Source organism: Azospirillaceae bacterium (genome assembly GCA_028283825.1).
Lineage (GTDB): Bacteria > Pseudomonadota > Alphaproteobacteria > Azospirillales > Azospirillaceae > Nitrospirillum.
On sequence record JAPWJW010000003.1, the window covers coordinates 385842 to 411201 of the forward strand.

A 25360-nucleotide genomic window follows, 5' to 3' on the forward strand; every position below is an offset into this window, starting at 1 on the left:
TCCACAGACTTATCCACAGATAAGGAATAATTCGCGCCCGGGATCGATGCGACCGATAGGAAAAGGCCTCTCCGCCCGTGCCAAGGGCTGCTGATTTAATTTATGCTGCCCGCCCCGGCTGGCAAGCGCCGTTCGGGGACCGCGTTCAATGGGGCGGGGACCGCGTCCAGCGGGGGGGAGGGCAGGCAGGGGATTGGGGGATTCGACCCGGACTTTCCTTGACCGTCACGCGCCCCTCTGGTATCGGCGCGGATTGCTGTTATGGTGCCGGCCTCGGTGTCGAAGAGTGAGCTGATGAGCGATATTTTTCGCGAGGTCGATGACGACCTTCGCCGTGAACGACTTGAAAAAGTGTGGCGCCACGTGGGGCCCTACCTGTTGGCTGGCGCTATCGCCATCCTGGCGGGGACGGCCGGCTATGTGGCGTGGGACAAGTACCGCACCCGCCAGGCGATCGAGCGCACCAGCGCCCTGATCTCCGCGACGGAGAAGGTGACGCCGGCCATCGAGGGCGGTGACGTCCAGGCGGCGCTTGCGGCCCTGGCGGCCGTGCAGCCCCAGCTGGGCGGCGCGCCCGCCACGCTGGCCCGCCTGCAGGAGGCGGGGCTGAAGGCGGCGGCCGGTGACAAGGCCGGCGCCATCGCCCTGTATGACCAGATCGCGGGCAGCGCCGACAACGATCCCCTGTTCCGCGACCTGGCCCAGATCATGGCGGTGATGCAGCAGGTGGACACCGGCAACCCGGCCCAGCTGCAGTCGCGCATCGCCGGCCTGGCCGCCAAGGGCCCCTGGCGCTACACCGCGCTGGAACTGTCGGGCCTGCTGTACATCCGCGCCAACGACCTGGCCAAGGCCAAGGAAATCTTCCAGTCCCTGTCCGTCGATCCGGCGGCACCCATGGGTGTCCGCAACCGCGCCGCCGATCTCGCCGCCCTCTACGCCGAGCAGAAATGACCAACAACAACGCCGTCACTGGCCTGCCCTCCACCGGGGCCCCCCTTCGTTCCCCCGTTTCCCCCGCGACCGGGCGCCCCTGGCGTGTCCGGCGGGCGGTCGGCCTGGGAACCGCCCTGGCGGCCTGCCTGGTCCTGACCGGCTGCGGCATGTTCGATTGGCTGGGCCTGGACGACGACAAGCCCAAGGAAAAGCTGGCCGGCAACCGCATCTCGGTGCTGCAGCTTGACCAGCAGATCGAGCCGGACGCCCAGGCCCAGGCCAAGCAGGTCAGCCTGCCGGACCCCGTGCTCAACACCGATTGGGCCCAGCCCGGTGGCAACCCGGCGCACAACCCCGGCCATCTGGCCCTGCCGTCCAAGCTGAAGGAAGCCTGGAAGGTCAGCATCGAGGGGTCCTCGGACGACAACCGTCTGCTGGATGGCCCGGTCGTGGCCCAGGGCAAGGTCTATCTGCTGGACACCGAGTTCGTGCTGCACGCCTTTGACGAGGCGACCGGCAAGAAGCTCTGGGAAAGCGAGATGAAGCGGCCGGACCAGGAAGGCCAGGCCATGGGCGGCGGTGTCGCCTTCGGTGACGACGCCGTGTTCGTCACCACCGGCTATGGCGAGGCCATCAAGGTCGATCCCAAGGACGGCAAGATCGCCTGGCGCCAGCGCATCGCGGCCCCCATCCGGTCTGCACCCACCGTGGCCGGTGGCCGCGTCTTCGTCGTGACCATCGACAACCAGTGCATCGTGCTGGCCTCCAACAACCGCGTGCTGCAGTGGACCCATGCGGGCTTCCCCGAGGCCGCGGCCCTGCTGGGCGGCGCCAGTGCGGCGGTGGAAAACGACATCACCATCGTTCCCTATTCCTCGGGCGAGCTGTACGCGCTGCGCGTGGACAACGGCCATCCGGCGTGGAGCGACAACCTGGCGTCCTCGCGCCGCGGCGCCAACCTGGCCAACCTGGCCGACATCCACGGCCTGCCGGTGGTGGACAAGGGCCAGGTGTTCGCGGTCAGCTATTCCGGCCGCATGGTCGCCATCGACCAGCGCACCGGCCAGCACATCTGGGAACAGGATGTGGGCGGCCAGAACCAGCCGGCGGTGGTCGGCGACTGGGTGTTCGTCGTCAATAACGAGGCGCAGCTGGTGGCGCTGACCCGCGATACGGGCCGTGTCCGCTGGATCAAGCAGCTGGACCGGTGGGAGAATCCGGAGAAGCGCAAGGATCCGATTAGCTGGGTTGGTCCTATCGCGGCCGGTGGACGCTTGATTATCGCCAACAGCCTGGGGCAGGTTGTGGAAGCGTCGCCCACCAACGGCGACATCATCAACAAGATGGAATTCGACGATCCCATCAGCGTGGCGCCCATCGTGGTCAACAACACGTTGTACGTTCTGACGGATGACGGCGATCTCATCGCGTACCGATAAGGTTTTTTAGTTATGGCGAGTCCCCGCCGATTGACGGTCGCGATCATCGGCCGGCCCAATGTCGGCAAGTCGACTCTGTTCAATCGACTTGCCGGTAAGAAGCTGGCCATCGTCGACGACACCCCGGGCGTGACCCGGGACTGGCGTTCCGCCGACGGCTACCTCGCTGGTATCGAGCTGACGGTGGTCGACACCGCCGGCCTGGAAGAAGCGTTCGACGACAGTCTGGAGGCGCGCATGCGCCGCCAGACCGAACGCGCCATCGAACGGGCCGATGTCGGCCTGTTCCTGGTGGATGCCCGCGCCGGCATCACGCCGCTGGACCGCCATTTCGCCGCCTGGCTGCGCAAGGGCAAGACGCCCGTGATCCTGGTGGCCAACAAGTGCGAAGGCAACGCCGGCAGGCCCGGCCTCATGGAATGCTATGAGCTGGGGCTGGGCGATCCGGTCCCACTGTCGGCCGAGCATGGCGAAGGCATGGCCGACCTGGTGGAGGCGCTGACCCCCTATCTTCCGGAACCCGAACCGGAGGAAGAGGAGGTCGAGGAAGAGGGCCCCCTGGATGAAGAGGCGGCCGAGGCCCGCGATAACGCCAAGCCGATGCAGTTGGCCATCGTCGGCCGGCCCAACGTCGGCAAGTCCACCCTGCTGAACAGCCTGCTGGGTGAGGAACGGGTACTGACCGGGCCTGAGGCCGGCATGACCCGCGACGCCATCGCGGCGGAGTGGAGCTGGCGTGACCGCGCGGTGAAGCTGGTGGACACCGCCGGCCTGCGCCGCCGCGCCCGCATCGACGACAAGTTGGAGAAACTGGCGGTCGCCGATACCCTGCGCGTGGTCCGCATGGCCCACGTGGTGATCCTGGTGCTGGACGCCGACGCCATCCTGGACAAGCAGGACCTGACCATCGCCCGCCAGGTGATCGAGGAAGGCCGCGGCCTGATCATCGCCGTCAACAAGTGGGACGCGGTGGACAACCGGGCCGAGGCCTTGCAGCAGTTGAGCGACCGGCTGCAAACCTCGCTGCCGCAGGCCCGCGGCATTCCCACCGTCACCATTTCGGCGCTGAAACAGCACAAGCTGGACGTTCTGCTGGACGCGGCGTTCGAAGTCTATCGCCTGTGGAACCGCCGCATCTCCACCTCCCAGCTGAACCGCTGGCTGGCGGGCATGCTGGAGGCGCATCCGACGCCCCTGGTGAACGGTCGCCGCCTGAAAATCCGCTACATGACCCAGGTGAAGGCGCGTCCGCCGACCTTCGCCCTGTTCAGCAGCCGGCCGGTGGAAATACCGGAACACTACACGCGCTACCTGATCAATGGGCTGCGCGAAAGCTTCAAGCTGCCGGGTGTGCCGTTGCGGTTCCTGCTGCGCAAGGGCAGTGATAATCCGTTCGATTAATTCCGGATGTTTCGGATTGGATGAAAAAAGGGGAAGCGGGCAGCCGCTTCCCCTTTTTCTATGCGCGGTCCCCTCCCGTGCGCTGTTATCTGCATTTTTCTATTTTCTTCTTGTGGGCGAACGGATCACCTATAGTCCATTTAGAGGTTGGGGCACAGGTCGGGCGCAATGGGTTTGAGATTCCGTGGCTGCAAGTTTGAGTTGCTGGGCCTGGATGACGGGCGCTGGACCATCCTGTTCATCGGCGATACGGAAAAGATCGCGGTGAGCGAGGGCAACCGCGTGCTGGCGCAAGGCAAGTTCAAGGCCGTGCGCGTCATGGCGGTGCGCACCCTGCTGAACACCTTCCCCATCGGCACGCTGGTGTTTGAGAAGACGGCGCCGGAGGTGGTGAAGCCGGTCCGGCTGCGCGAGGCGCCGGACGGCACGCCGCTATGCGCGGCGCCGGAGGATTTGTACCGGCCCCAGGCGCGGCGCGCCATTGCCCACATCCTGCGCGACTACCTGGCCCGCCAGCAGATCACCCCGACGGAATTGCTGCACAGCGCCAGCCATTTGCGGCGGTTGCAGGATACCGGCGCCATGGTGCAGGCCGCCTTGCACAAGGTCGCCACCGCCCAGTCGCCGCTGACCAGCCAGACCACCCGGGCCCGCATCGCCGAACTGGACGGTTATGCCGACGCCGTCGCCCTGAAGGCGCGGGACTTCCAGGCCGCCAGCCGCAAATGGTCGGTGCCGCTGAACGGCGACGCCGCGTCCCTGGGGGCCGCGGTGGAGAAGCTGGCATGGGTGGAGGGCCACGACCATGCCTTCCTCGGCCTGATGGCGGTGCGCCTGGCCGGCATCCGCACCCTGGGCGGTAAGCTGGAGGAGGTGCTGCGCCTGATGACGCCGGAGACGCCGTGGCGCCTGCAGGAACTGCTGGGGGGCATCGCCGCCGACCTTTTGCGTTTTCCCGACGTCATCCAGGACGTGTTCGGCGCCCAGCGCTGCCTGGCGGATTTCCTGGTGGCCCTGGCCGATCTGCTGCGCGACCCGGCGGCGATGGCGGCCAAGGTGGAGGGGGAGATCAAGGATGAGGTGCCGCGGATCCTGCTGGCGCGCCTGTTGTCCGAGGGGCGCTTGCCCGAAGGGCGTGAGGCGCTGGTCGAATGGCTGGCGGGGGAGTTGGCCAGCGAGCGGCCCTTGAACCGGCATGACGCCGCCGGCGAGGCGGCGGAACTGACCCGCGTCACGGCGGCGTTGGCATTAAGGGAAGCCGGTACCCAGGCCAGCGGCATCATCGGCGGGGCGCTGGTTGAACAGGCGCTGGCCATCCGCCGCCTGACCCTGCGCCGTCATACGCTGCGGGGTGAGGGGCTGCACGTCATCGCCGATTCCTTGAAACCGGAAGCACCGTAAACTCAGCCGATGGCGGACAGGGGATCCTGATCGCCGGACGGGCCGACGTCGCCGCCGCGGCGATAGTCCTGCAGGCGGGTGGTGCGCAGGGCGCGGGGGCCATGCGTTTCAATCAGACGCTGCCAGGACAGGAATTCCTCTTCCGACAGGGTGTAGCGCGCACAGGCGTCCTGCATGGTCAGCAGTCCGGCGCGCACCCCATCGACCACCTGGGCCTTGCGCCGCATGACCCAGCGCTTGGTGTCGGGCGGCGGCAGGTCGTCCAGGGAACGGGGTGCGTCGTTGCCGACGGCGCCGTGGCTGTTTACCCCATTCGTAAGCGCGTGGGGCCCGCGTCCGGCGTCCGGTGCCGACATGCCATACCTCTTGCCGATGCCTTCGAACCCGGCACACGGGCGCCGGATCTGGGATCACCTTAAGGGGCGGGCCGTTAACAAGGACTGAATGCTACTTATCGCTTTTGGATAGGTCTTAAGCAGCGGACAGCACGGTGGTGACGTCGCTCATGTTCACGGTCATGTCGCCCAGCTGCAAGGTGGGTGTGTCGCCGGACATATCGACGCCGGTGACCTTGCCGGCCACCTTGACCGTGGTGGTCACGGCCTTGCCATCGCTGCCGGTGGCGTTGATCTTCACGCTGTAGATGCCGTCGGCCAAGGTGTTGCCCGAACTGTCCTTGCCGTCCCAGGAATAGTTGTGGGTGCCGGCACTGCCGGAGACGTCGGTGGTGCTGACCAGGGCGCCGGTGCTGTCGTAGACCGACATGGTCGCGTTGGTCGCATCGGTGGCGTAGTTCACCGAGACGTTGGCGGTGCTGCTCTGCAACGGGAACTGGTCGCCCTCGACCTCCACGTAATTGCCCAGATAGCCCAAGGCCTGTGAGGCCGTGCCGGAACTGAGCGTCGATTGGATGCTCTTCAGCGTGTCGTTGGTTTCGATCTGCTGTTCCACCGAACTCATCTGCACCAGCTGCTGGGTCATCTGGTTGGTGTCCATCGGCGACGTCGGATCCTGGTTCTGAAGCTGCGTGGTCAGCAGCGTCAGAAAGGTCGTGTAGTCGTTGGTCAGATCGCCCAGCGGATTGCTGGTGCTGGACGAACTGCTGGAGGTGTTGGAGGTGCTGCTGGAACCACTAACCGCGGCAGTCATGATGGGTACTCCGTTGAAAGTCGTCGTCAGATCCGCACATCGACGCGGCCGAGTGAGGGAATGATGGTCGATTCCGGCACCACGTCATCCGTGGTGCCGGCGTCGTCCATGGAGAAACGGCCGTTGCCCTGGCCGCTGCTCCGGCGTTCCTGCTGCTGCTGGGCGGCCTGGCCGTCGTCCTTCAGGCTGAAGGACAGGCTGTCGCCGTCGGTTTGCAGGCCGGCGTCCTGCAGCGACTTCTGCAGGTCGGACGAATTGCGCTGCAACAGGTCCAGGGTCTTGGCGTTGTCGGTGGTCACGCTGGCGCGCACCTTGCCGTCCTTGTGGAAGTCCAGCTTCACGTCGATGGTGCCCATGTCCTCCGGCGTCAGCTGGATGGTCACGCTGTCCAGGCCGTTGCTGGCCGCCTTCTGGAAACCCATGGTCACCTGCTGCAGCACCGGCGGGTACTGCGTCTGGCGCACCTGGCGGTTGGCGGCGGCCGCCTGGGTGGCGAAGTCGTTGCCCAGCAGATGCTGGCCGTCCGTCAGGCCCAGGAGACCGCTGGCGGCCAGCGTCGCATCGCTGCTGCTGCTGGCGGTGCTGGACTTGGTCGATTCCGTGCTTTCCGCCGCCAGCATGCCGCTGCCGCTGGCCGTGGACAGCAGGCCGTTGGAGGCGGTCGCGGTGTCGCGTCCCGTCTGCTGTTGCAGCATGGCCTGCAGCACCGCCTGGGGGTTGGTGGCGGGTGTGGCGCCGGTGCCGCCGCTGCCGATGGTGGGCATGGCCAGGGCGGCCGGCTGGGCGGCATCGGTACCCACCTTGGCTGCGGTGGCGATGGGCGCACTGGCCGTGGCTGTGGCGGCGGTCTGGTAGTCGGCATAAGCGAGGCTGTCGCCCGCTGGTGTCGTCAGGCCGTTGCTGGCGTCGTCATCCGTGGCGCTGCCCACCTGCGGGCGCCCCTGGTCGGCCGCGGCGGCGCCCTGGCTGGCGGTGGCCGATGTCACGCTGGTGTTGGCGGCCTGAAGCTTCACCGTGTCGCCGCGGGCCGTATCGCCCTTAACCTGTGTGCCGCTCTTCCCCGTACCGGTCTTGATACCCGAACCCGAGGTGTTGCCGCCGGCTTTGGCGGCACTGTCCGTCGTAGTGGTGCCGGCGGTCAGGGCCGCGGCATCGGCTGCCGTCATGGCTTGGCCACTGCCGGTGGCGGTCGTTTTCGCTTGGGCCTGGGCTTGTGTCTGGTTCTGGGCGGCCTTCGACTGCACGGCGGCGTCGGTTCCCACCGCCAAGGCGGCGGCCTTCTGGTCGGCGACGCTCAGGCTGTTGGCGGCCGTGGTCGCGGCGGCGCCCGTTCCCTTGCTGCTGTTCACGCCGCTGCTGCTGGCGCCCTTGGTGGCGCCGGCTTGTGTCAGCGCGGCATCGACGGCGGCCTTTTCATCGGCGGTCAGGTCGCCGGCCGCCCCATCACCCGTCGGCAGTGCGTCGGGGGGAAGGGTGAAGCCCTTGTCCGGGGCGGTGGCCGCCTTGGCATCGGCCTGGGTGCCCGCCTGGGTACCACCGGCCTGGGCACCAACCGCAGCCTGGGCGCCGGCTGTGGCGTCCGTCGCCTGCGCGGCCGCGCCTGCTGCCGTCAGGCTATTGGTGGTGGTGATCGGCATGCTGGTCTGGGGCAGGGGCATGATGGCGGCCATGGCCGCCATGGTGGTGTCCGTGCCGTTGTCGTCCTTGCTGCCCGTGGCCTTGGTGTCCGTGGCAGCGTCGCCATCGCTATCGCTATCCTGCGTTCCGGTGGACTTGGCCGTCCAGTGGGTTTCGCTCCAGGGACTGGTCGATTGCGCGGTCGTGCTGTCGTTGGCGGTCGCCTGGTTCGTCATCAGGCTGGTCAGGGCGGTGGTGCCGCCCTGGGCGCCTGTCGTGGCTGCGGTGCCTTTGCCCGTGGCCGCGAACGCGCCCTTGGTCGTGACGAAGGGAAGGTTGGAGGACGCCGTGAACTGTCCGGCCGTGGCCCCCATGCCCGTGCTTGCGCCCGTGGCCGTGGCGCTGCTGCCGGATGCCGTGCTGAAGAAGGCGTCCGACTGGCTTTTCGAGGTGTTGGCGTCCACCATGCCGCTCAGCATTTGCGTGAACAGATCGGCGGCACCCGTGTTCGAGCCGCCGCCGGCGGTGCCGGACGCGGTGGTTCCCTGGGTGGGGAACAGGCTCAGAACGGGCTGGAAACCGGTCATGTAACGCTTCCTCGGCCAAAGGCAGGTCCCGGGGGACCAATGGCGGGCACACGGGCCCAGGCCGGGTAAAGCAAGTGACGTGCCACGATTGAAGCGCGAATAATCGCGATATTCCAACGATGTGTCGAAAGTTGCCGGCGGCATTCCCTGCCACCCGCCGGGTGGGTGGGCTGTTCTTGCCCCCTGGGGGGAAGATTTTGCCGTACGGCCGGTTACCCCCGGGTTCCCCACACGCCAACGCCGCCCACGGCGATGGCCGGGGCGGGGGGCGTTTTCAAACCGGCTAGCGTTTAGCCCGCTACAGGCACTGGTTCAGTGCCATGGGCGGGATGCCGCCGCGGCGATAACCGGCGGGCCGGGGGGTTCCCCGCTTGGCGGTATAGCCGGTTTCCTGGTTACGCTGCTTGTTGATGGCGTTGACCATGATGTTGACCACCGACTGGGCCACCGCCGCCGCCGCGCGCAGGGTGTTCGCATTCTCGGTCGATTCCTGGTGGAAGACCTCCGCCACGCTTTTCAGGCGGGCCTTCAGGTCCGGGTCCAGGTTGCGCAGGCCGGGCAAGTCCAGGCTGATGATGCGCACGGCGTCATCATAGCCCTTGGTCAGCAGGTGCTTGCGTTCCACCAGGGTCAGCATGGTCTTGATATCCCGCTTTTTCAGCAGGGCGGTCTCTTCCTGGTACAGCGCCATCAGCCGTTCCATGGCGCTGATCAGGGCCAGGGCGCGGGCTTCGGCGGCGGTGGGGGCGGGCTTGACCGCCGGCGGGGGAAGCTGGGGGCTGTCTGGGGTCATTGCGTCTCGTCCGATGTGTCGTCGGTAGCGTCCGGCCCACCCTTGTCCAGGGGCATGTGCTGGGCCAGGGCGGCCTGCGCCTGGGCGTAGGCGTTGCCCTTGGGGCGGTGCAGCGGGTCGTTGCCGGCCTTTTCCTGCATCCGCACCATCTCTTCCTTGATTTCCTTGGCGATGCCGATGCCACCGCCCTTGGTGATGGCCTTGGCCTGCTCTTCGATCATCATGCCGCGGAACATCTCTTCGGCGTGGCCGCCGCCGAAGTTGGGGTCGACCTCCACGCCTTCCCACATATGCTGCAGCATCTGGCTGATGAAGACGGATTCGAAATCCTTGGCGGCCTTGTCGACGGCGGCGTCATCCTTGCCGGTCAGCCCTTCCTTGGACAGCTTGGGCGCGCCCTGATTATCCGTCAGTGCCTTCGGATCGTAACCCGGGGGCGACAGCTTCATCTCGTCGCTCATCACATCACCTTCAGTTCGGCCTGCAGGGCGCCGGCGGCCTTGATCGACTGCAGGATGGAGATCATGTCGCGCGGGCTGACGCCCAGGGCGTTCAGGCTCTGCACCAGATCCTGCAGCGACACGCCGGAGGGCAGGATGGCCAGCTTCTTGCCCGACCCGTCGTCCACCTGGATATTGGTGCGCGGAACCGTGGTTGTCGTGCCGCCGCTGAGGGGGCCGGGCTGCGAGACCTGCGGCGTCTCGGTGATCTTGATGGTCAGGTTGCCCTGGGCGATGGCCACCGTGTTGATGCGCACGTTCTCGCCCATCACGATGACGCCCGATGCCTCGTCGATCACCACCGTGGCCGGGTTGTCGGGGGCGACGCGCAGCTGTTCGATGTCGCGCATGAAGCCCACCATGTCGGCCTTGCGGTTGGCCGGCACGTTGACCACCACGTTGGACGGGTCCACGGCCAGGGCCGTGCCGGCGCCCACGGCGGTGTTGATGGCGTCGGAGATGCGCTTGGCGGTGGTGAAGTCGGGGTTGTGCAGGGCCAGGTGCAGGGCCTGCATGTCGGCCATCTGGAAGTCCACCGTCCGTTCCACCAGCGCGCCGGAGGAGATGCGGCCGGACGTCGGCACGCCGCGCGTGATGCTGGCGGAGGCGCCTTGCGCGGTGAAGCCGGCGATGGCAACGGAGCCCTGGGCCACGGCATAGACATCGCCGTCGGGCGCCAGCATGGGTGTACCCACCAGGATGCCGCCCTGCAGGCTCTTGGCGTCGCCCAGCGTGCCCACCGACACGTCGATGCGGGTACCCTGGGCGGCGAAGGGGGGCAGGGTGGCGGTGACCATCACCGCCGCCACGTTCTTGGTGGTCAGGGTGGTGCCGCGGATGTTGACGCCCAGTCGTTCCAGCATGCCGTACAGGCTCTGCTCGGTGAAGGGGGAGTTGTTGATGGTGTCGCCGGTGCCGTTCAGGCCCACGACCAGGCCGTAGCCGACCAGCACGTTGTCGCGCACGCCCTCCACATCCACGATGTCCTTCAGGCGCGACTGGGCGCCCGCCGGCTGGGCGGCGCCCAGGGCCACCACCAGCGTCAGCGCCAGGGCGGCTGCGGCGCGGGCCAGCAGGCGGGCCATGCCGCGCGGGGCGCGGGAAAGCGGGTGGTCGGTGGGCACGGTGGTGAACACGGGGTGACACTCCCTAAAACAACTGACGCTCCCCTAGCGAACTTCATGCCAACCCGCAGCATGCGCCCGATCGTGGCGGATTCCCAGGGTTTGCGCCAGTTCGACGCGGAACGGTCTAGGCCGGGCCGGGCTGATCGGCCGAATGTCCCCGGCAAAAATTGCCCTATGCGCTTCTTCCCCGCGGATGGTAACAATAAGGCAGGCCGCAGGCCGCCAAACCGGCGGAAACACGCCCATTTCGGCGCGTTTCGGTGCCGGCGGGCGGCCCTGACGGCCCTTTGGAAGGCCCGCTTCGGGCGCGCCTTGCCCATATTGCGGTGGCGGCACGACATGAAGATCGAAGGTCCTGGTTCATCGCTGCGGTCCGGCCAGACGCGCAAGACGCAGAAGAGCGGGGGCGACAGCTTCCGCACCCACGTCGCGGATGGCGACGGGGATGAGACCGCGAAGTCCGTCACCGGCGCCCAGACCGCCATGGCCATCAGCCCCCTGCTGGCCTTGCAGGAGGTCGATGACGCCCTGAACAGCAAGCGCAAGGCGCGGCAGCGGGCGGAAACGCTGCTGGATAAGCTTGAGGAACTGCGCCTGGGCATCCTGTCCGGCACCTACCCGCGTGAGCGCCTGCAGGATCTGGTGCGCATGGTGCAGTCGCGCCGCGACACCGTGAACGATCCCAAGCTGCAGGAGCTGCTGGATGAGATCGACCTGCGGGCGCAGGTGGAACTGGCCAAGCTGGAATCCCCGAACCGCTGAGGCGTCGGCGCGGTAACGGCGGCCGGTCCGTGATCCGTTTCGGCCAAGCGTATAAACCACCTCATCTCATAGGCTTAGGGTGCATCGGCCGTTGGGCGGGGCGCATTCGCGCTTTCGGCGATGTTAACCGCAATTGTCATCTGTTTCAGTGACTTAAACGCCGCATTGGGGGCGTGCGGACAGTATTGCGGGTTGCGTGCGCTCTCCCTATACTCCGCGCCGTCTCGACCTCCACTGGATTCGGACCAAAACATATGTCGTCTCCGATTCTTCCCCCGGATTACCGCCCGTCCGAGGATGAGCCTTTCATGAGCCCCGTGATGACGGAGTTTTTCCGTCAGAAGCTGCTGCAATGGCGCGCGGAACTTCTCAAGGAATCCAACGAAACCCTGGTCAACCTGCAAGATGGCGGCATCCAGGAGCCGGACATCGCCGATCGTGCCTCCGCCGAAACCGATCGCTCGCTGGAACTGCGCACCCGGGATCGGGAACGCAAGTTGATCAGCAAGATCGATGAGGCGCTGGAGCGAATCGAACTGGGTGAATACGGCTACTGCGAAGAGACGGGGGAGCCCATCGGCGTCCGCCGGCTGGAGGCCCGTCCCATCGCCACGCTGTCCGTCGAAGCCCAGGAACGGCATGAGCGGATGGAGCGCACGCAGCGCGACGACTGACGCGGATCACGTTTCTGGCGTGTCCATAAAAGAAGGGCCGGTTGCGGATCGCAGCCGGCCCTTTTCAGTTTTCGAGGTAAACAAAACGTCCACACCAAGCCCCGTGGACAAGGGGCGATTTCCGATCGGTTGACTAGACCGAGGGGAAGGTTCCGGCGGTTGACTAGACCGCGCGGAGTAGAAGCCCGCGGCCGGAGGCGAAACGGCCGCGGGGTACCAGGATGGTGATGGCTTAGAAGGGCAGGAGGACGTCCAGCAGCTGCTGGCCATAACGTTCCTGCTGCACATCGGTGATCTGGCCGCGGCCACCGTAGGAGATGCGCGCTTCCGCGATCTTCTCGTAGGAGATCGAGTTGGTGTTGTCGATGTCCTCGGGCCGGATGATGCCCTGGATGGTCAGTTCGCGCAGTTCGTAGTTCACCCGCACTTCCTGCTTGCCCTGGATCACCAGGTTGCCGTTGGGCAGTACCTGGGTGATGAGGGCGGCGACCTTCAGCGCGATCTTTTCCGACCGCGCGATGGCACCCTTGCCGTCGGACGAGCTGGTGCCGCTGGTGCTGACCAGGCTGCTGGCCGACGTGGCGGAGTTCAGGACCTTGGGGATCTGGCTTTCCAGGCCGAAGAAGTTGGGCACGCCCATGGCCGTCGTGTTGTTGCGCGACCGCGTGGTCTCATTGGAGACGGCGGCGCTGTCGTCGATCGAGATGGCGATGGTCAGGATGTCGCCCGTCTGGCTGGCGCGCTGGTCCTTGAAGAAGGCGCGGGCGCCCGGACGCCAGAGGGAGTTGGCCTGGCGTTCCAGCGCCGGCGGCGTCGGCATGGGCATGCGTACCGGCTGATAGCCCTTCTCCGCCGTCGGGTTCTGGATGTTGCTCATGTCCGGCGCCTTGCCGATGTTGGCGATGCGGTCGGCAGCACCGCACCCGCCCAGGGCCAGGGTGGCGGCGGTGGCGATGAGGAGAGCGCGGATGTTGGAAGGCACAGGCATGATGTCTCTCCTCAATTCAAGGCGGTACGGGTGGCATGCGCGGCGGTCAGGTTCGGTGCCTGCGCCGCGGGCTGCACGATGACAAGGTCCGGACCGGCCACGCGGGCGTCGATGGTCCGGTTGCTGGCGGTGTTGGTGACGCGGATGACTTCGTTCATGCCGCCTTCGGCCTGAGCCCGGCCCTGGACCGTCAGGGTCATGTTGCCGGACTGCAGCATCATGGTGACCAGGGCGCCGCGGGTGACCACCACGGGGGCGCGCACCTCATCGGTACGCACCGGCTGATAGGGGCTGGCGCCGTGGCGCACGGTCAGGCCGATCAGGTCGCGGGCCTCGGTCACCACGTCGCCGCTGATGCGGTTGCGCGGGATCTTGGTCCATTCCACGTCGCTCGCGGCGATGGTGTCGCCCGGGGCCACGCGGCGGTTCAGCACGGGCAGGGTCACCATGGCGACGACGCGGGCGCCGAAGCTCTGGCGGATGACCGGCTCACCCGTGGCGGGGACCACCAGGTCGGCGGTGGCGCGGCCGCGGGCGGCGTCATAATTCACGTTGGTGAAGGCGATGCTGCTGTCGCTGTTGGCCGGCAGGCGCAGCACGGTGCCGGGATTGTCCAGCACCACGTCCATGCCGCGCGGCGCGCCGGCATCGACCAGGGCCTTGGCCAGCGCCTCCTGGATCTGGTCGGCGGTGATGTCCACCGAGGGACGGCTGACCACCACCCGCTCATTGCCCTTGGCCTGCCAATCGACACCGTTGTTGCTGGCCAGACGCTGGAGGATGGAGGCGTCATAGGTGATGCGATGGCCGGGAGACGGCGCCTGGCCGACGACGATGTTGGCTTGTTCCGGGCCCAGCGCGTCGAACAGGTCGCCCAGGCGGATGTTCTCCGCGTTCACGTTCACGTCGCCGTGCAGGTCCGCGGCGGCGGCCAGGCCGGGGACCAGTCCGGTTCCCAGCAGGATGCTGCCGCTCAGCAGGAAGGTGGCCAACGCTTTCATCGCAATTCTCCTAAGCCCGCACTCATCACTTCATGTTCGTGATGGACTGCAGCATCTGGTCGGTCGTGGTGACGACGCGCGAGTTCATTTCGTAAGCGCGCTGCGCCTGGATCAGGTTGGTGATCTCGGTCACGACGTTGACGTTGGAGGTTTCCAGCGCGTTCTGGGTGATGCGGCCGAAACCGGTGGAGCCGGGGACGGCGGTGACCGGCTGGCCCGACGCCGGGGTTTCCAGCAGCAGGTTGTCGCCCACGGCTTCCAGGCCGGCGGGGTTGGGGAAGTTCGCCAGGTTCAGCTGGCCGACGATGGCGGGGGTCACCTGGCCATCGATCTTGGCCTGCACCTGGCCCGAGGCGTCGACCGTGATGTCCACGGCGTTCTGCGGCACGGTCAGGCCGGGGTTCAGCAGGTAACCGTCGGAGGTGACGATCTGGCTGTTGGCGTTCAGCTGGAAGGAACCGTCGCGGGTATAGGCGATCTGGCCGCTGGGCAGGGTGATCTGGAAGTAGCCGTTGCCGTTAACCGCCAGGTCCAGGCTGTTGCCGGTGACGTTGATGTTGCCCTGCTCGTTGATGCGGTACACGGCCGCCGTCTTCACGCCGCCGCCCAGCTGGATGCCGGTGGGGACGATGGTGCCGGCGTCGGAGGAGTTGGAGCCGACGCGGCGCATGTTCTGGTACAGCAGGTCCTGGAATTCCGCGTTCTGGCGCTTGTAACCGGTCGTGGTCATGTTCGCGATGTTCTGCGAGATGACTTCGACGTTGGTCTGTTGGGCCTGCATGCCCGTGGCGGCGATGGAGAGGCTGCGCATGATCTGTTGCTCCTACTTCTTCGGCGTCACGAGGCTTTGGTCAGGTGGGTGATCGCGTTGCGGATGCGATCGTGTTCTTCCTCGATCATCTTCTGGTTCAGCTGGTACTGGCGCAGGACCTCGATCATGTTCGTGGACTCCACGATCGCCTGGACGTTGGAGCCTTCCAGCGCGCCCTGGATCACCTGCGGGTTGGTGACCGCCTGGGGCGTCTGGGTGGTGGTCAGCAGGCCGCCGCCCAGGGTCTGCATCTTCTGCTGGTCGTCGAAGTTGACGACCTTCAACTGCGCCAGCTGGGCGCGATCGGCCATGACGGTGCCGTCGCCCTGGATCTTCAGGTCGCTGATGTTGTCGGGGATGGTGATGCGGTTGTCGTTGCGGTCCAGCACCGGCAGGCCGTTCTGGTCCACCAGTTCACGGCGGTCGTTGATCTGGAAGTTGCCGGCCCGGGTGTAGCGGGGGCCCGACAGCGTCTCTACCGTGAAGTAGCCGTCGCCCTTCAGCGCCACGTCCAGCGTGTTGTTGGTGGATTGCATGACGCCGGCGCGGGTGTCGCGCATCAGGCCGTAATCCTGCGTGAAGGAGACACGCTCACCGCGGCCGGGCTTCTCCATGTATTCCTGGAACAACACGCGCTGCTGCTTGTACCCCGTGGTGTTCATGTTGGCGATGTTGTTCGCCACCACGTCCATCTGCCGGGACAGCGCTTCCTGTCGGGACAGCGCGATGTAAATCGGGTTTTCCATGTTCGCCTCGAACGGTGCTGCCGATCTTTGCCGGCTGCGTGTTAGTCGTGTCCCTATATGCAGGGGGCGTGCCAACTGTTGAGTCTATGGAAAATCAATAACTTAGGTGATTGGGGGGTGGGTAGGGCCGGGCAGAGGCTTCCCTTGCGGCAGTTTCTGCCGAAGCAGGCATTCCCAACCCGGCAAACAGGACCCGGCGGAAATGGAAACCGCCGCGCCCCAGGGGGACGCGGCGGCTATCCTTTGTGGGTGGATGCATAGGCACCCACCTAACGCTTGTAAGGGTCAGGTGGCGTCGGCCGCGACCTGCATCTTCACGATGCGGTCGGGATCGGTGACGCTGCCGTTGTCGCGGCGGTTGCCCTTCTTGATGGCGTCCACATGCTCCATGCCTTCGCTCACCACGCCCCAGACGGTGTACTGCCGGTCCAGGAAGGTGGCGTCGTCGAAGCAGATGAAGAACTGGCTGTCGGCGCTGTCCGGGTTCATGGCGCGGGCCATGGAGCAGACGCCGCGCACGTGCGGCTCCGCCGAGAATTCCGCCTTCAGCTTCTTGCCCGAACCGCTGGTGCCGTCGCCGACGGGGCAGCCGCCCTGGGCCATGAAGCCTTCGATCACGCGATGGAAGGCCAGGCCGTCGTAGAAGCCGTCGCGGGCCAGTTCCTTGATCCGGGCCACGTGGTTCGGGGCCAGGTCGGGACGCAGGGTGATGACGACGCGGCCGGCCGGCAGGTCGAGATACAGGGTGTTCTCAAGATCCATTTTAGGGAACTCGTTCTTTGATGGAAGGGCGCATCCGTATCCGGCTTTGCCGGTCGGCGGACCATAGCGCCCCCGCCGGCCGATTTGAACCGCCCTTGTGGCGGGGCGGCCCTTACTTTCCGGCAAAACGGCCGGCCATTTGCATGAGGGAGGCGTTAAGGTCCGTAAAAGGGGGCATTCTTGCCGCCCGCGCCGGGCCGCGCCACTTTACTGCCACGGGCCCGGCCGCGCCGCCGGACCGGGAAGGGACCGTTTCGCCCCATGACCACGCCGCCGATACCGCCGCTACGGCCCCCGCCTGGCATGCGCCCGCCATCCCGGCCGCCGCGGCGGCGCTGGACCTTGCCGAAGGCGTTTCCGGTCCTGCATTCGGACTATCGCCGCTGGTTGCCGGCGGCGGTGCTGGTGGTCGCCGGCCTGGGTGGTGTCGCCCTTGCCGGCCGGCTGTTCTTGCCGGGCATGGCGGAGCGGCGGCTGGTGGCGGCACTGGCGGATGCCGGCTACACGCAAGCGCAGGTGACGGTGCGCCGTGCCGGCTGGGGCTGGGCGGAGGCGGGTATTCGCCTGGCGCCCGGGCTGGAGGTGGAGACGGCACGGCTGGACTTCGCCGGCTGGCTGCCCTGGGGCGATGAGTTGGCCAGCCTGGCGCTGTCCAACGTCAACCTGGATGCGGCGCGCCAGGGAAGTACCGCGCTGGCGCGGCTGTCGGCTCTGCCGGCGCGGCGGCTGGAGCTTACCGGCTTGCAGATGGCGGTGGGGGATTGGTCGCTGCCCCTGGACTTGCATGCAGTGTTGGATCATGGGGATGGGGCGGGCTGGCGCGGGCACGCCACGCTGACCCCGCCTTCGGGATTGATACCGGCGGCGCTGTCTCATGGCACGCTGCCGCCGCTGGATGTCGATGTCACGGTGACGGATACCGGTGTGCGGCTGGACGGGGCGGCATTGAGCGGTACGCTGACCCTGGCCGGCGACGGCGCCAAGGCGGATGTGACGGCCAAGGGCTGGCACGTCGCCGATGCCCTGGGTCCGCTGTCGGGCAGCCTGGCCTGGCAGGGCGCGCCCGGTCGCTGGTCCGTCACCCTCACGGCCGACACCCCGTCATCGCACCTGTCGCTGGACAGCGGAGGCCCCTGGATGGATGCCGGTGTGACGGCGGCCGTCTGGGGCTTGCGTGCCAAGGTGGTGGGTGCTGGCGATTGGGCCGGGCAGGGAACGCTGGCCCTGAACCGGCCGGCACCGGGGGCGCCGCTGGCCTTCACCCTGTCGGCCAATGACGCGACTGCGGCGGAACTGCCGCTGATGGCCGCCTTCCTGAGCCTGTCCGGCCGGCTGGATGGCGATGCCGACCGGGGGTGGCGCGTGGATCTGGCGGGACCGGCCCAGATCGGCGGGCGCCTGCGTGACGGCCAGGGCACGCCGATCAGCCTGGGCTGGGATCCGGGCGCCGATGGTCATCTGGGCATCAACTGGCGCGACGGTCGGGGCCACGCCGACCTGCAAGGGGCGGTGGTGGGGCGCTGGGGTCCGGCCTCGGCCCCGCTGGTCGCCGGCGGTAGCACCGATTTGCGCGCCACCGCCGATTGGGATGGCGCCGGCATGGTGGCGCTGGATGCGACCGCCACAGCGCTTGAGGCGCCGTCGCTGCTGGGTGCCCGGCTGGAGGGGGCACGCCTGTCCGCCGACGTGGACCGCGCCAACCGGGCCGCACCCTGGCGCGTGACCCTGGACCAGGGGCGGCTGCAAATCCCCGGTCTGGCGCCCCTGGCGCTGGCACTCAGCGTCACCGGCGATCCGGTGGCGGCCATGACCCTGTCGGGCCAGGCCAAGGGGGTGGGGACGCCCCTGTCCCTCGGCCTGTCGGGGCAATGGGACGGCGCCAAGGTGAAGGGCGACGCCACCGTGGCGCTGTCGCCCCTGTCGCTGGCGGACGTGCCGGATCTGGGCACCCTGTTGCCGGGCATCCCGGGACCCGTCCGGGGGGATGGCACGGTGACGGGCAGCCTGCGCCTGACCCTGGTCCATCGCGATCTGGAGGGTAGCGGCGACCTGCGCCTGGACGATGTCAGCCTGGCGGCCCCGAACCTGACGGTGCAGGGCTTGAACGGGCAACTGGCGCTGGACAGCCTGTTTCCCCTGCACAGCCCGCCCGGGCAACACCTGTCGGCCAAGACCGTGCGGGCCGGCTTCACCGTCGGCGATGTCGGTTTGGACCTGCAGGTGGCGGGCGGGCAACTGGTGCTGCAGGGCGGCGACCTGGCCTGGGCCGGCGGCCATGCCCACCTGACACCGGAAGGCAACGGCGGTTTCGGCGCCGACGTTTCGGGGGTGGATTTGGCCCAGGCGTTGCCGCGCTGGACGGCGGCGGGGTATGGGCTGACGGGAACCTTGGCGGGGCGTCTGCTGGGGCGTTTCGATGGCCTGACGCCGGTGATCACCTTCGGCGCGCTGGCGGCGGACAAGCCGGGCCGCATCGCTTACGCCGCCGGCGACGCGGGCGAGGCCGGTCTACCGGTGGTGCTGAACCCCGCGCACAACGGCAATGTGGCGCTGATCACCCGCGCGCTCGCGGATTTCGATTATCAGGCCCTGTCCCTGCTGCCGACGGGCCCGGTGGGACCGGATTTGCGGGCGCGCCTGCTGGTGCGGGGTGTCAACGCCGGATTCTACGGCGGCTATCCGGTGGATTTGGACCTGGAATTGGACGGGGGGGATCTGCTGCCACCCACCGCCGCGACGGGAACGCGTTAAGGACGGTTACGGAAAGGGGCAGTGATCGCCCACCACATCGACGAAGGAACGGGAACCGGGGCTGATCTTGAACCGGTATTCCGTGTCGTCGATGATGACGGAATGCTGCAGTGGCAGCATGCCGGTGGTTTGGGTTTCCTTGCCGCTCTTGTCGGTGAACTTCAGGGTCACCGGCTTGGCGGGGTCGAACCAGGCCTGCGGCGCCCCGTCCGGGCTGCGCGTGGTGGCGCCTTCGCCCGACACGGTGATGGCGCCATCGGAGAATCCGGCGGAGGTGTTGGGCCCCTTGTACAGCGGGGTGGACAGCACGAAACGCTTGGTTTCCGCCTTGCCGCAGGAACGCGGGGTGCCCGTCTGCTCGATGATCAGCGCCAGGCGGCCGGCGTCCACGCCCTCCACCATCTTCTTGGCCAGCAGGTCCTTCAGGCGGCCCAGGTCGCCGTTGGGCACATCGCGGTCATAGCGCACCTGCAACTCGCTGACCCGGACCTCGGCCGTCTGCAGGGCGGCCTGCAGTTGCGCCACCTTGCGTTCCACCTCTTCCTTGCCCGTCTGGGCCTGGCTCAACTGCGTCTGCAGGTTCTGTTCCCGGCGGATCAGCTGTTCCTGTCCCACCTCATAGCTGAAGGCGCAGGCCACGCCCACGACGGCGAGGAACAGCGCGAACTGGACCAGGCGTGTCCAGAAGCGGCGGCGGGCGCGGCGGCTGTAATCGTAAAGGCCATAACTCATCGCGGCGCCAACACCCATGCGGAGGTTGAAAGGGGAACCAAGTAATTAAAAAGCCCGGGAGATTGCCTCTCCCGGGCTGACCCTAGCGGGGCCGTTCCCCAAACTCAAGCGGGCCCTAAACCTAAACGAGCCCTTTACCCGTTATGGGGCAGGGCCGCGTCGATCGCCGCCTTCAGTTCGGGCGATTCCGGTTCCACCTTGCTGGGGAAGGCGGCGATCAGGGCGCCGTCGGGGCTGATCAGGTACTTGTGGAAGTTCCACTTGGGCGCGCCCTTGGCCGCACTCACCCACTTGTAGAAGGGGTGGGCCTGGTCGCCGGTGACGACCGCCTTTTCCGTCATGGGGAAATCGACGGCGAAGTTGGCGTCGCAGAAGTGCTTGATCTCCTGGTTGCTGCCCGGTTCCTGGTCGTGGAAGTCGTTGGCGGGCACGCCCAGCACCACCAGGCCCTTGTCCTTGTAGGCGGTGTAGAGCGCCTCCAGCCCCTTGTACTGCGGGGTGAAGCCGCAGAGCGAGGCGGTGTTCACCACCAGGATGGCCTTGCCCTTGAAGGCGCTGAGCGGCAGCGGGGCGCCGTCGATGGAGGTGAAGGTATAGTCGTAGGCCGATCCGGCGGCGGAACTGGGCAAGGCAGCGCCGGCACGGCGGGCGGCAAGGGCGCCGCCGGCAAAGGCAAGCATCGCCATAGTCTGAAGCAGGGTCCGGCGGCTGGTCGGGAATTGAGGGGGCAGGGAAGCGGGCATGGAATTCCTCCCTTGGGGGATGCTGGCCGGGCCCCGGTTGGGAACCCGGCCAGATTCTTAGTGCGACGTACCGGAGAAAGCCGGGCTGACGAACATGCCAAGCTTGTTAAAGATCATGCGGAAGAAGATGCGGTTACCGGACGGGATGCCGATGCGCTGCGTGTAGTCGCGCTCCAGGATCAGCTGGAAGGTGTAGCAGTCGTCCTGGTAGGTGCCGGTGATGCTGGTGGTCACCGGGCCGCCGCCATCCGCCAGGTCGTAGCGGGTGTTGAGCGCCAGCGTGTAGTACTGCGCGAACGACGAACTGATGCCGCCGGTCAGTTCCTGCAGGTTGGTGGTGGTGTCGGCCGAGGTGCCGGTCGGCAATTCCTCTTTGCTGATGTACAGGTAGCTGCCCGACAGGCGGAAGACGGATGGGCCGAACGATCCGGTGAAGTCGTGCATGCGCTGGGCGCCGGTATCGGGATCCAGGCGGAAGCCGTAGCTGATGTCCATCCACTGGCTGGGGGTCAGTTCCAGGCGGCCGACGATATCGGACTGGCGGCTATACAGGCCCGAATTCACGGCGAAATCGGTGTCGTGCTGCAGGCGGTAGCTTTGGCCGACGAACAGCGTGCTGCTGCCGCCGCCGCTGCCGTAGACGCCGGCGCGCACGCCGTAGGTCACGCGTTGCCCACCATCCAGCAGGTCGACGCCGGGATAACGGCTCATCCGGAACAGGTTGGTGGAATCGAACTCGATATCCTCGCTGTCCTCGTTCGGGATGTCGTTGCTGTTATGGATGTTGGGCGCGGCGGTGAACGCCACGACGGGTTCGATCATCTCCGACACGGTCCCGTCCTGGCGCACGAAGGGCAGCCGGGTCATGATCTGGCCCTGGGGGAAGATACGGACGCGGTTGTAGGATTCGCGCTGGTCCGTCGTCGTGTTCTCAAAGTTGGCGATGGAATAGGCGTCGGTGCGCAGCAGGGCGTTCACGGTGGTGACCATGCCCAGGCCGTTGATGTAGTCGCCCTGCCACCCGCCAACCTGCGAGGCGCGGCGGGAACGGGTACCCTGTTCGCGATACAGGTCCAGCATCTGGGCATCGTAGGACCAGCGGCCCCCGAAGGTCTCGCCCGGTTCGCCCATCGCGCTGTAGGTCAGCAGCGGCAGGGCGATCGGCTCTTCCAGGGTGTTGGAGGGCCGCAAATCCTGGAAGGCGTAGATGCCGGCGTTGAAATAGTCGCGCCCGTCGAACCGTTCGGCATAAACCCGGCTGGTCAGCAACTGCTCCGAGCTATAGCTGTAGCGCAGCAGGAAATTGTCGTCGGTGGTGCGGTTGACGTCAAAACCCCACCGCCAGGCGTCGCTGATGTCGAACTGGGCCCGGCCCTGCACATAGCCCTGCAGCTTGTACGGATCGCCTGCTTGCGCCGTGTAGGGGGCGTAGGTGGCCGCACCCTGGATGTCCAGGAAGCCGTTGGTAAAGCGTTCGCGGTACTTGCCGCCGGCCAGCAATCCATCGGACGTGCTGGGCGTCAGGTCGATCAACAGGTCCTTGTCCGGCGAGATGTCGTAATAATACCGGATGCGGGCGAAGGTGCCGAGGTTGCTGTTGTAGCCGATGCTGGGCGTCAGGAAGCCGCTGCGCCGGTCCACGGTGGGATCGGGCATGGAGAAGGTCGGCATGTAGAACATCGGCACGCCGCCGATTTCCATGGTCGCGTCGCGGAAATAGATGTCGTGCGACGTGGCGTCGTGCGTCACCTGCTTGGCCCGGATCTGCCAGGTGGGCGACCGCGTGGGGTCGTCCTCGCACAATTTGCAGGGGCTGTAGGTGCCGCGGGTGATGCGGGTATAGCGGCCGTCGATGCGCTCGGCCTGATAGCCCGCCATGCGGCTGTTATCCTGCAGCAGCATGCGCGCCTGATCGACGAAGGCCTGCTTCTGGTCCTCCGTCAGTTCAGCGTAGTCGCCGAACATGACCTCGCCGTCCGGCTGGACCATGACGACATGACCGCTGGCGGTGATGACGTTGGACCGTTCGCTGTAACTGATGGTGTCGGCCAGCACCACGTGGCCGCCCTGGGACAGCTGCACGTTGCCGGTGGCGGTGGTGATGCCCAGGTCGTTATCGGTATCGACCTGATCGGCCTCAAGCAGCACCGGCGGTTGTTCCTTGCCCGCCGGCGCCGGCGCCGGCGCGGGGGCCGCAACCGGCTTTGCCTGGGACGTCGGGGCCACGGGGGACGGGGCCTGCTGGGCCAGGGCCCTGGACGCCAAGGCTGTGGTCGACAAAAGGCCGACCATCAGCGCCGCGCCGATCACGCGCCGACGCGCGCTCAACGAGCGACACTCCCCAGCCAAACGCCTGGGATTTCGCTTTGGGCCAACTTCAGGCCGATGTCCTTGCTCCGCTTCATGGATCACCTTCTTGCCCATGCCGTGTGCCAAGTCAACACGGGGGTTGGGCCGTTCCACGACGACGTACCCCGATATCGTCGGGGGATGGTGGTCGCAGGACCGGGGCGGGGTAAAAAAAGCCTCAGGTGAAGGCTTTGAAGGTGATGATGGTGAAGGTGTCCTTGACGCCCGGCAGGGTTTGCAGGCGCTGGGTCACGAAGTGGCCGATGTCGGCCCCATCGCTGAGGTAGCACTTCATCATCAGGTCATATTGACCGGAGATGGAGTGCACCTCGGACACCTCTTCCAGGGATTGGACGGCCGAATCGGCCACGTCGTACGCCTTGCCCAGTTCGCACTTGATCTGCACGAAGATGGTTTGCATGGGCGGTCAGGCCTCCGACGTGTCGGTTCCCGTGGGCTCGGGCGTCCGGTTGGCCGGGCGCGCGATGCGCAGCATGAAGGCCGGCACGTCCTCGCCGAAGCCGACGACGGTGGGGCCGTCATCATCGTCACGCCAACGGCGGCGCGGCTCGCCCCGGTCGTCGTTGCGCGGCGGGCGGGTGTCGCGCGCCTCGCGGGCTTCCCGGGGGGTGTCGTTGCGGCTCCGCTCATCGCGGCGGCCGCCACGCTCGTTGCCGCCACGATCGCTGCGATCGCGGCTGCGTTCGCTCCGCTCGGGCCGGCGGCCTTCCGCACGTTCCTGGGGGGCAGCCCGTTCCTGCGGGGTGGCTTGCTCCTGCGGCGCGGCGGCCTCGGGCTGGGCCTCGGGGGCGGCCTGAGCCTCGCGCGGCGCTTCGGCGGTGGCACCGCCACGGCTGCGGCTGCTCCGGCTGCGATCGCTGCGGCCGCCGGTGTCACGGCTGCCCCGGCGGCGGCGGCCAGTGCCCTCGCCTTCGGTTTCCGACGGAACGGGCGTTTCCAGGCCATCAATCATGATGCGCGGGATTTCCTTGCCGATCAGCTTCTCGATGGCGGCCAGCGTACGGCTATCGTCCGGCGTGGACAGCATGAAGGCGCGGCCGGTCTTGCCGGCACGGCCGGTACGGCCGATGCGGTGGACGTAGTCGTCGGCGTGGTGGGGCACGTCGAAATTGAACACGTGGCTGACGCCGGCGATGTCGATGCCGCGCGCGGCCACGTCGCTGCAGCACAGCAGGTCGATCTGGCCCTGGCGGAACGCTTCCAGCGTCTCGGTGCGCTTGGACTGAACCAGGTCGCCATGCAGGGCGCCGGCGTTGAAGCCGTGCTTGGTCAGCGACTGGTGCAGCACGGCGACGTCGCGCTTGCGGTTGCAGAAGATGAAGGCGTTCTTCACGTCCTCCGTCCGCAGCAGGTGGCGCAGCGCCTCGCGCTTGTCGTCCTGGCGGACCAGGGCCACGGCCTGGGTCACGGTGGCGGCGGGCGACGCCGGCGGGGCCACGGTGATCTCACGCGGGTTCATCAGGAAGGCGTCGGCCAGGCGCTTGATCTCCGGCGGCATGGTGGCGGAGAAGAACAGCGTCTGCCGCATCTTGGGCAGCAGGCCGACGATGCGCTCGATATCCGGGATGAAGCCCATGTCCAGCATGCGGTCGGCTTCATCGATCACCAGGATCTTGATGTCCGACAGCAGGATGTTGCCACGGTCGAACAGATCCATCATGCGGCCGGGCGTGGCGATCAGGACGTCGACGCCGCGTTCCAGCTTCTTGATCTGGTCGCCGAACGATTCGCCGCCGATCAGCAGCGCCATGTTCAGCTTATGGTACTTGCCGTAGACCTCGAAATTCTCGGCCACCTGTGCCGCCAGCTCACGCGTCGGCTCCAGGATCAGCGAACGCGGCATGCGGGCGCGGGCGCGGCCCGATGCCAGGATGTCGATCATCGGCAGCGTGAACGAGGCGGTCTTGCCCGTGCCCGTCTGGGCGCAGCCCAGCACGTCGCGACCCTGCAACACCCAGGGAATCGCCTTTTCCTGAATCGGGGTCGGCTGGCTATAGCCCGCGTCTTCAACCGCGCGAAGGACTTCCGGGCCTAGCCCAATTTCCGAGAAAAGCATGCGACCTTATATTC

At 67.0% G+C, this 25360-nt stretch carries 23 protein-coding genes; 7 read left to right on the forward strand and 16 right to left on the reverse strand.

What is annotated here, in order from left to right; all coding sequences use genetic code 11:
- Nucleotides 1-294 precede the first annotated feature (294 nt).
- From PW843_13745 to PW843_13760, 4 genes are all read left to right on the forward strand, one after another.
- Entirely contained in the window at nucleotides 295-954 is a 660-nt protein-coding gene (locus PW843_13745; protein MDE1147661.1) for a tetratricopeptide repeat protein, read from the forward strand.
- Nucleotides 951-2375, forward strand: coding sequence for a PQQ-binding-like beta-propeller repeat protein (locus tag PW843_13750; GenBank protein MDE1147662.1), 1425 nt, complete (start codon nucleotides 951-953; stop codon nucleotides 2373-2375). Before PW843_13745 ends, PW843_13750 begins: the two co-directional genes overlap by 4 nt.
- Before the next feature lie 12 nt (nucleotides 2376-2387).
- Nucleotides 2388-3776 carry a ribosome biogenesis GTPase Der gene (gene der, locus PW843_13755; protein ID MDE1147663.1) on the forward strand — a complete coding sequence of 463 codons (1389 nt, stop codon included), beginning with the start codon at nucleotides 2388-2390 and terminating at the stop codon, nucleotides 3774-3776.
- A gap of 168 nt (nucleotides 3777-3944) precedes the next feature.
- A complete protein-coding gene (locus PW843_13760; GenBank protein ID MDE1147664.1) occupies nucleotides 3945-5177 on the forward strand; it encodes a hypothetical protein in 1233 nt (410 codons plus the stop codon).
- Nucleotides 5178-5179: 2 nt separating this feature from the next.
- On the opposite strand, the gene PW843_13765 is transcribed toward PW843_13760, so the two are convergent.
- The 6 genes from PW843_13765 to PW843_13790 all read right to left on the reverse strand — a co-directional run bounded on the left by PW843_13765 (nucleotide 5180) and on the right by PW843_13790 (nucleotide 10908).
- Entirely contained in the window at nucleotides 5180-5443 is a 264-nt protein-coding gene (locus PW843_13765) for a DUF1153 domain-containing protein (GenBank protein ID MDE1147665.1), read from the reverse strand.
- A gap of 205 nt (nucleotides 5444-5648) precedes the next feature.
- Nucleotides 5649-6326 carry a flagellar hook capping FlgD N-terminal domain-containing protein gene (locus PW843_13770; GenBank protein ID MDE1147666.1) on the reverse strand — a complete coding sequence of 226 codons (678 nt, stop codon included), beginning with the start codon at nucleotides 6324-6326 and terminating at the stop codon, nucleotides 5649-5651.
- 26 nt (nucleotides 6327-6352) lie between these two features.
- A complete protein-coding gene (locus tag PW843_13775; protein ID MDE1147667.1) occupies nucleotides 6353-8530 on the reverse strand; it encodes a flagellar hook-length control protein FliK in 2178 nt (725 codons plus the stop codon).
- A gap of 298 nt (nucleotides 8531-8828) precedes the next feature.
- On the reverse strand, nucleotides 8829-9323 hold the full coding sequence (locus PW843_13780; GenBank protein MDE1147668.1) for a hypothetical protein: 495 nt from the start codon (nucleotides 9321-9323) through the stop codon (nucleotides 8829-8831).
- Nucleotides 9320-9784, reverse strand: a complete 465-nt coding sequence (locus PW843_13785) for a rod-binding protein (GenBank protein ID MDE1147669.1) — start codon at nucleotides 9782-9784, stop codon at nucleotides 9320-9322. Before PW843_13785 ends, PW843_13780 begins: the two co-directional genes overlap by 4 nt.
- Nucleotides 9784-10908, reverse strand: coding sequence for a flagellar basal body P-ring protein FlgI (locus PW843_13790; GenBank protein ID MDE1147670.1), 1125 nt, complete (start codon nucleotides 10906-10908; stop codon nucleotides 9784-9786). Before PW843_13790 ends, PW843_13785 begins: the two co-directional genes overlap by 1 nt.
- 381 nt (nucleotides 10909-11289) lie before the next feature.
- On the opposite strand from PW843_13790, the gene PW843_13795 reads away from it, so the two are divergent.
- Both PW843_13795 and dksA read left to right on the forward strand, forming a co-directional pair.
- A complete protein-coding gene (locus PW843_13795; protein ID MDE1147671.1) occupies nucleotides 11290-11712 on the forward strand; it encodes a flagellar assembly protein FliX in 423 nt (140 codons plus the stop codon).
- Nucleotides 11713-11966: 254 nt separating this feature from the next.
- Entirely contained in the window at nucleotides 11967-12386 is a 420-nt protein-coding gene (gene dksA, locus PW843_13800) for an RNA polymerase-binding protein DksA (GenBank protein ID MDE1147672.1), read from the forward strand.
- A 232-nt stretch (nucleotides 12387-12618) separates the two neighbouring features.
- Here the strand turns inward: dksA and flgH are convergent, their stop codons facing one another.
- The 5 genes from flgH to PW843_13825 all read right to left on the reverse strand — a co-directional run bounded on the left by flgH (nucleotide 12619) and on the right by PW843_13825 (nucleotide 16694).
- Entirely contained in the window at nucleotides 12619-13374 is a 756-nt protein-coding gene (gene flgH, locus PW843_13805) for a flagellar basal body L-ring protein FlgH (protein MDE1147673.1), read from the reverse strand.
- A gap of 11 nt (nucleotides 13375-13385) precedes the next feature.
- A complete protein-coding gene (gene flgA / locus PW843_13810) occupies nucleotides 13386-14375 on the reverse strand; it encodes a flagellar basal body P-ring formation chaperone FlgA (protein MDE1147674.1) in 990 nt (329 codons plus the stop codon).
- Nucleotides 14376-14400: 25 nt separating this feature from the next.
- Nucleotides 14401-15186: a flagellar basal-body rod protein FlgG gene (flgG, locus tag PW843_13815; protein MDE1147675.1), complete on the reverse strand. Its 786-nt coding sequence runs from the start codon at nucleotides 15184-15186 to the stop codon at nucleotides 14401-14403.
- Between the two features lie 26 nt (nucleotides 15187-15212).
- A complete protein-coding gene (flgF, locus tag PW843_13820) occupies nucleotides 15213-15932 on the reverse strand; it encodes a flagellar basal-body rod protein FlgF (GenBank protein MDE1147676.1) in 720 nt (239 codons plus the stop codon).
- A gap of 285 nt (nucleotides 15933-16217) precedes the next feature.
- Nucleotides 16218-16694 (reverse strand): peptidylprolyl isomerase, encoded by a 477-nt coding sequence (locus PW843_13825; GenBank protein MDE1147677.1) that lies wholly within the window; start codon nucleotides 16692-16694, stop codon nucleotides 16218-16220.
- A 342-nt stretch (nucleotides 16695-17036) separates the two neighbouring features.
- Here PW843_13825 and PW843_13830 point away from each other — a divergent pair, with 342 nt between their 5' ends.
- On the forward strand, nucleotides 17037-19445 hold the full coding sequence (locus PW843_13830; protein ID MDE1147678.1) for a YdbH domain-containing protein: 2409 nt from the start codon (nucleotides 17037-17039) through the stop codon (nucleotides 19443-19445).
- A 6-nt stretch (nucleotides 19446-19451) separates the two neighbouring features.
- Here the strand turns inward: PW843_13830 and PW843_13835 are convergent, their stop codons facing one another.
- The 5 genes from PW843_13835 to PW843_13855 form a co-directional block, all read right to left on the reverse strand.
- The gene (locus tag PW843_13835; protein MDE1147679.1) at nucleotides 19452-20177 is read right to left on the reverse strand and encodes a hypothetical protein; all 726 of its coding nucleotides are present in this window, start codon (nucleotides 20175-20177) and stop codon (nucleotides 19452-19454) included.
- Nucleotides 20178-20311: 134 nt separating this feature from the next.
- Entirely contained in the window at nucleotides 20312-20857 is a 546-nt protein-coding gene (locus PW843_13840) for a glutathione peroxidase (GenBank protein ID MDE1147680.1), read from the reverse strand.
- Nucleotides 20858-20977: 120 nt separating this feature from the next.
- Nucleotides 20978-23248, reverse strand: coding sequence for an LPS assembly protein LptD (lptD, locus tag PW843_13845; protein MDE1147681.1), 2271 nt, complete (start codon nucleotides 23246-23248; stop codon nucleotides 20978-20980).
- A gap of 199 nt (nucleotides 23249-23447) precedes the next feature.
- Nucleotides 23448-23690, reverse strand: coding sequence for an Lrp/AsnC ligand binding domain-containing protein (locus PW843_13850; protein MDE1147682.1), 243 nt, complete (start codon nucleotides 23688-23690; stop codon nucleotides 23448-23450).
- A gap of 6 nt (nucleotides 23691-23696) precedes the next feature.
- Entirely contained in the window at nucleotides 23697-25346 is a 1650-nt protein-coding gene (locus tag PW843_13855) for a DEAD/DEAH box helicase (GenBank protein ID MDE1147683.1), read from the reverse strand.
- Between the last annotated feature and the right edge of the window lie 14 nt (nucleotides 25347-25360).

Bases quoted from the DNA above. Each gene is read 5' to 3' on its own strand.
- PW843_13745 (MDE1147661.1), top strand. From the start codon at position 295: ATGAGCGATATTTTTCGCGAGGTCGATGACGACCTTCGCCGTGAACGA.
- PW843_13750 (MDE1147662.1), top strand. From the start codon at position 951: ATGACCAACAACAACGCCGTCACTGGCCTGCCCTCCACCGGGGCCCCC.
- der (MDE1147663.1), top strand. From the start codon at position 2,388: ATGGCGAGTCCCCGCCGATTGACGGTCGCGATCATCGGCCGGCCCAAT.
- PW843_13760 (MDE1147664.1), top strand. From the start codon at position 3,945: ATGGGTTTGAGATTCCGTGGCTGCAAGTTTGAGTTGCTGGGCCTGGAT.
- PW843_13770 (MDE1147666.1), bottom strand. From the start codon at position 6,326: ATGACTGCCGCGGTTAGTGGTTCCAGCAGCACCTCCAACACCTCCAGC.
- PW843_13775 (MDE1147667.1), bottom strand. From the start codon at position 8,530: ATGACCGGTTTCCAGCCCGTTCTGAGCCTGTTCCCCACCCAGGGAACC.
- PW843_13780 (MDE1147668.1), bottom strand. From the start codon at position 9,323: ATGACCCCAGACAGCCCCCAGCTTCCCCCGCCGGCGGTCAAGCCCGCC.
- PW843_13785 (MDE1147669.1), bottom strand. From the start codon at position 9,784: ATGAGCGACGAGATGAAGCTGTCGCCCCCGGGTTACGATCCGAAGGCA.
- PW843_13790 (MDE1147670.1), bottom strand. From the start codon at position 10,908: ATGGCCCGCCTGCTGGCCCGCGCCGCAGCCGCCCTGGCGCTGACGCTG.
- PW843_13795 (MDE1147671.1), top strand. From the start codon at position 11,290: ATGAAGATCGAAGGTCCTGGTTCATCGCTGCGGTCCGGCCAGACGCGC.
- dksA (MDE1147672.1), top strand. From the start codon at position 11,967: ATGTCGTCTCCGATTCTTCCCCCGGATTACCGCCCGTCCGAGGATGAG.
- flgH (MDE1147673.1), bottom strand. From the start codon at position 13,374: ATGCCTGTGCCTTCCAACATCCGCGCTCTCCTCATCGCCACCGCCGCC.
- flgA (MDE1147674.1), bottom strand. From the start codon at position 14,375: ATGAAAGCGTTGGCCACCTTCCTGCTGAGCGGCAGCATCCTGCTGGGA.
- flgG (MDE1147675.1), bottom strand. From the start codon at position 15,186: ATGCGCAGCCTCTCCATCGCCGCCACGGGCATGCAGGCCCAACAGACC.
- flgF (MDE1147676.1), bottom strand. From the start codon at position 15,932: ATGGAAAACCCGATTTACATCGCGCTGTCCCGACAGGAAGCGCTGTCC.
- PW843_13825 (MDE1147677.1), bottom strand. From the start codon at position 16,694: ATGGATCTTGAGAACACCCTGTATCTCGACCTGCCGGCCGGCCGCGTC.
- PW843_13835 (MDE1147679.1), bottom strand. From the start codon at position 20,177: ATGAGTTATGGCCTTTACGATTACAGCCGCCGCGCCCGCCGCCGCTTC.
- PW843_13840 (MDE1147680.1), bottom strand. From the start codon at position 20,857: ATGCTTGCCTTTGCCGGCGGCGCCCTTGCCGCCCGCCGTGCCGGCGCT.
- PW843_13850 (MDE1147682.1), bottom strand. From the start codon at position 23,690: ATGCAAACCATCTTCGTGCAGATCAAGTGCGAACTGGGCAAGGCGTAC.
- PW843_13855 (MDE1147683.1), bottom strand. From the start codon at position 25,346: ATGCTTTTCTCGGAAATTGGGCTAGGCCCGGAAGTCCTTCGCGCGGTT.